The 4631-nt window shown below is 79.0% G+C and carries 4 protein-coding genes; 3 read left to right on the top strand and 1 reads right to left on the bottom strand.

Annotated features, from left to right (window positions below):
* The first annotated feature begins 86 nt into the window (after nucleotides 1-86).
* The 3 genes from EJA20_RS18000 to EJA20_RS17990 all read left to right on the top strand — a co-directional run bounded on the left by EJA20_RS18000 (nucleotide 87) and on the right by EJA20_RS17990 (nucleotide 4128).
* Complete coding sequence (locus tag EJA20_RS18000; RefSeq protein ID WP_129339890.1) at nucleotides 87-1196, top strand: ribosomal RNA small subunit methyltransferase A; 1110 nt, start codon at nucleotides 87-89, stop codon at nucleotides 1194-1196.
* 98 nt (nucleotides 1197-1294) lie between these two features.
* Nucleotides 1295-2209, top strand: coding sequence for a 4-(cytidine 5'-diphospho)-2-C-methyl-D-erythritol kinase (locus tag EJA20_RS17995; protein ID WP_240675632.1), 915 nt, complete (start codon nucleotides 1295-1297; stop codon nucleotides 2207-2209).
* A gap of 92 nt (nucleotides 2210-2301) precedes the next feature.
* Nucleotides 2302-4128 (top strand): ABC-F family ATP-binding cassette domain-containing protein, encoded by a 1827-nt coding sequence (locus EJA20_RS17990; RefSeq protein WP_129339888.1) that lies wholly within the window; start codon nucleotides 2302-2304, stop codon nucleotides 4126-4128.
* 3 nt (nucleotides 4129-4131) lie between these two features.
* Here the strand turns inward: EJA20_RS17990 and EJA20_RS17985 are convergent, their stop codons facing one another.
* Nucleotides 4132-4599, bottom strand: a complete 468-nt coding sequence (locus tag EJA20_RS17985) for a MarR family winged helix-turn-helix transcriptional regulator (protein WP_129339891.1) — start codon at nucleotides 4597-4599, stop codon at nucleotides 4132-4134.
* Between the last annotated feature and the right edge of the window lie 32 nt (nucleotides 4600-4631).

Genomic DNA, 4631 nt, shown 5'->3' with positions numbered 1-4631 from the left:
CCAGTGGCCGCACTGCGGGCCGCGCCTCTTCTCCTGAGGTCCGGTCGCCCGCGGGCCGTCGGCGCGCCTGGCCTAGGCTCGGCGCCATGACCGGCCCCGACGTGCAGGACCCCGCGGCGACCCCCGCCGCGGGCCCGTCGGCCGCCGCGGGGACCCCGGCGGGCGCCGGTGCCCCGGGTGCCGTCCGGCTCCTCGGCCCCGTCGACGTCCGCCGGCTCGCCGCCGCCGCCGGGGTCCGCCCGACGAAGACCCTCGGGCAGAACTTCGTGCTCGACGCCGGCACCGTCCGCAAGATCGTCCGGCAGGCCGACGTCACCCCGGGCGAGCGGGTCGTCGAGGTCGGGCCCGGGCTGGGCTCGCTCACCCTCGGGCTGCTCGAGGCGGGCGCGGACGTCGTCGCCGTGGAGATCGACCCCGTGCTCGCCCGGCTGCTGCCCGGCACGGTCGCCGAGCACGTCCCCGGGCTCGTCGTGGCACCGGGCCCTCCGACCGGCCCTCCGACCGGCCCCGCGACCGGCCCCGCGACCGGCCCCGCGACCGGCCCCGGCGCGCCGCCCGTCCGGCTCGTCGACGCCACCGGCCGCGTCCGCCTCGAGGTGGTGCTCGCCGACGCGCTCGAGGTCCGCGACCTGCCGGGGCCCGCGCCGACGGCCCTCGTCGCCAACCTGCCGTACAACGTGTCCGTCCCCGTGCTGCTCACCTTCCTCGAGCGCTTCGCGTCGCTGCAGCGGGTGCTCGTCATGGTCCAGGCGGAGGTCGCCGACCGGCTCGTCGCCCCGCCGGGCTCGCGGACGTACGGCGTGCCGTCGGCGAAGGTCGCCTGGTACGCGGCCGCCCGCCGCACGGCGACGGTGGGGCGGGCCGTGTTCTGGCCCGTGCCGAACGTGGACTCCGCGCTCGTGCGCCTCGACCGGCGGGAGCCGCCCGCCGCGACCGTGGAGCGGGAGGCCGTCTTCGCGGTCGTCGACGCCGCCTTCGCGCAGCGCCGCAAGATGCTGCGCTCGGCGCTGGTGGGGGCGGCGGGGTCCGCGGAGGCCGCCACGGCCGCGCTCACCGCGGCGGGGGTCGACCCCACCGCGCGGGGGGAGGCCGTCGACGTGGCGGCGTTCGCCCGCGTCGCCGCGGCCCTCCGGGCGGGGGCCGGCACGGCCGCCGGGCGGCCCGGGCCCCGCGACCCTGGCACAGTGGGCGCGTGACGACCCCGCCGCACGGCCCCGCGCGCCGGGGCGCCCGGCTCGCCGCCGTCCCGGGAGGCGACGGACCGCGGCCCTCCGCCCTCCCCGGCGAGGTCCGGGTGCGCGCGCCCGGGAAGGTCAACCTCTCGCTGCGGGTCGGCGCCGTCGGTGCGGACGGCTACCACCCGGTCTCGACGGTCTTCCAGGCGGTGTCCGTGGTCGAGGAGGTCGTGGCCACCCACGCCGACGAGCGCACGCTGTCCGTGTCGGGGCCGCAGGCCGAGCTCGTCCCGACGGGCCCGGGGAACCTCGCGCTGCGGGCGGCCGAGCTGCTCGCCGAGCGCACGGGCATCGACGCGGGCGTGCACCTGCACCTGCACAAGGGCGTCCCCGTCGCGGGCGGCATGGCGGGCGGGTCGGCGGACGCCGCCGCGGCCCTGCTCGCGTGCGACACGCTGTGGGGGGCCGGGCTCGCCCGGGAGGAGCTCGTCGAGCTCGCCGCGGAGCTGGGTGCCGACGTCCCCTTCTCGCTCACGGGGCACACCGCCGTGGGCACCGGCCGGGGGGACCTGCTGACGCCCGCGCTGTCCCGCGGGGAGTTCCACTGGGCCTTCGCCGTGCAGGACGCGGGCCTGTCGACCGCCGCGGTCTACGGCCGGTACGACGAGCTCGTCGCGGCCGGCCGGCCGGCTGCGCAGGTCGACGGCGCGGAGGCGGACGTCGCCCTGCTGCAGGCCCTGCTCGCCGGCGACGCGCACGCGCTCGGCGCCGCGCTCCACAACGACCTGCAGGACGCGGCCGTGGCCCTCGACCCGCGCCTGGCCGAGCCGCTCGAGGTCGCGCGCCGGACCGGGGCCCTCGGGGTGGTCGTGTCGGGCTCGGGCCCCACGGTCGCCGCGCTGGGCCGCAGCCGGCAGCACGCGCTCGTGCTCGCGGCCGCCTTCACCGCCGCCGGCGCCGCCGACCGGGTCCTCACCGCGACCGGCCCCGTCGCCGGGGCGCGGGTCGTCGGGGTGCTCGACACCGGCGCCTGAGCACGGGACCTGAGCACGGGACCTGAGCGCGGGCCCTGAGCACGGGTCCTGAGCACGGGCCCGGGCGACCGCGGGGTAGCCTGCGACCCGCCATGGCCCACCTGCTCGGCGCGGACCGCGTCTCCCTCACCCTCGGCACCCGCACCCTCCTCGACGGCGTCAGCCTCGGGGTCGACGCCGGCGCCCGCATCGGCGTCGTCGGCCCCAACGGCGCCGGCAAGTCCACCCTGCTGCGGGTGCTCACCGGCCGTCAGGAGCCCGACGCCGGCCGCGTCACCCGTGCCGGCGGCACGCGCGTCGCCCTGCTCGACCAGCGCGACGACCTCACGCCAGGGCGCACGGTGCTCGAGGTCGTCCACGGCGGCGCCGACGAGCACACCTGGGCCTCCGACGCGGCGGTGCGCGCGGTGCACGACGGCCTGCTCCCCGACGTCGACCTCGGCGCGGACGTCTCGACGCTGTCCGGCGGGCAGCGCCGCCGCGTCGCGCTCGCGGCCCTGCTCGTCGGGGACGACGAGGTGCTCGTGCTCGACGAGCCGACGAACCACCTCGACGTCGAGGGCGTCGCCTGGCTGGCCCGCCACCTCGTCGAGCGCGGCGGCCGGGGCGGCGCGCTCGTCGTCGTGACGCACGACCGCTGGTTCCTCGACGCGGTCTGCACGCGCACGTGGGAGGTGCACGACGGGGTCGTCGACCCCTACGAGGGCGGGTACGCGGCCTACGTCCTCGCCCGCACCGAGCGGGCGCGCTCGGGCCGGGTGGCGGAGGAGAAGCGGCAGAACGTGCTCCGCAAGGAGCTGGCGTGGCTGCGCCGGGGCGCCCCGGCGCGCACGTCGAAGCCCAAGTTCCGGCTCGACGCCGCCGCCGCGCTCATCGCCGACGAGCCGCCGCCGCGCGACCCGCTCGAGCTCGCCCGGACCGCCACCGCGCGCCTGGGCAAGGACGTCCTCGACGTCGAGGACCTCACCCTGGCGGTCGGGGAGGGCGACGAGCGCCGCGTCCTGCTCGACGACGTCACCTGGCGGCTCGGCCCGGGCGACCGCATCGGCGTCGTCGGCGTCAACGGCGCCGGCAAGACGACCCTGCTCGGCCTGCTGTCCGGGCGCGTCGCGCCGACGGCCGGACGGGTGAAGCGGGGCAAGACCGTCGTCGCCGCCGAGCTGCGGCAGGACGTGGAGGACCTCGACGTGCTGGGCCGGCTCACCGTCGTCGAGGCGGTCGAGCGCGAGCGCGGGCACCTCGTCGTCGGCGGCAAGGAGGTGACGGCCGCGCAGCTCGTCGAGCGGCTCGGCTTCCCGCGCGAGCGCGCCCGCACCCCCGTCCGCGACCTGTCCGGCGGCGAGCGCCGCCGGCTGCAGCTGCTGCGCCTGCTCGTCGGCGAGCCCAACGTGCTCCTGCTCGACGAGCCGACGAACGACCTGGACACGGACACCCTCGCCGCGCTGGAGGACCTCCTCGACGGCTGGCCCGGGACCCTCGTCGTCGTCTCGCACGACCGCTACCTGCTCGAGCGCGTCTGCGACCGGCAGGTGGCGCTGCTCGGCGACGGGTCGGTCCGCGACCTGCCCGGCGGCGTGGAGCAGTACCTCGCGCTGCGTGAGGCGGCGGTCGCCACGGGCGGGACGGCGCCCCGGGGCGCGGCGGTCCCGGCCGTCGAACCCGCGGCGCCCGGGACGTCGGCCCCCGCGGCCCCGGAGCCGTCGGCGGCGGAGGTGCGCGCCGCCCGCAAGGAGCTCGCCCGGGTCGAGAGGCGCCTCGACCGGGTCGCCCAGGAGGAGGCCGCCCTGCACGAGGAGATGGCCGCGCGCGCGACCGACCACGCCGCCGTCCTCGACCTCGACGGCCGCCTCCGTGCGCTGTCCGCCGAGCGCGAGGCCCTCGAGGAGCAGTGGCTGGAGGCCTCGGAGACCGCGGGCTGAGCCTCAGGCGTCGAAGGGGGCCGTCAGGGCGCGCAGCAGGTCGGCGAGACGGGCGCGGGCGGCGGGGTCGAGCCCGGCGAGCAGGCTCTCCTCCACCGCGAGCAGGTCCGCCATCGCGCTGTCGACCCGTCCCCGCCCGGCGTCCGTGAGCTCGACGAGGACGCCCCGGCGGTCGTCGGGGGACGGCAGGCGGCGCACGAGCCCCGCCTGCTCCAGGCGGTCGACGCGGTTCGTCATCGTGCCGCTCGTCACGAGCGTCTGCGTGAGCAGCGCCCCCGGCGACAGGCGGTAGGGCACCCCGGCGCGGCGCAGCGCGGACAGCACGTCGAAGGCCCAGCCCTCCAGGCCGTGCCGGGCGAAGGCGCTGCGGCGCGCGAGGTCGAGGTGGCGGGCGAGGCGGCTGACGCGCGAGAGCACCTCGAGCGGCCGCACGTCGAGGTCCGGGCGCTCCCGGGCCCAGGCCCGCACGATCCGGTCGACCTCGTCGACCTCGTCGACCTCGT

The sequence above is a fragment of the Cellulomonas endophytica genome (assembly GCF_004123805.1).
Lineage (GTDB): Bacteria > Actinomycetota > Actinomycetes > Actinomycetales > Cellulomonadaceae > Cellulomonas > Cellulomonas endophytica.
The sequence above is the reverse complement of the archived record's forward strand: the minus strand, read 5'-3'. Positions and strand labels throughout refer to the sequence as shown.

Coding starts and splice junctions, on each gene's coding strand:
- EJA20_RS18000 (WP_129339890.1), top strand. CDS start 87: ATGACCGGCCCCGACGTGCAGGACCCCGCGGCGACCCCCGCCGCGGGC.
- EJA20_RS17990 (WP_129339888.1), top strand. CDS start 2,302: ATGGCCCACCTGCTCGGCGCGGACCGCGTCTCCCTCACCCTCGGCACC.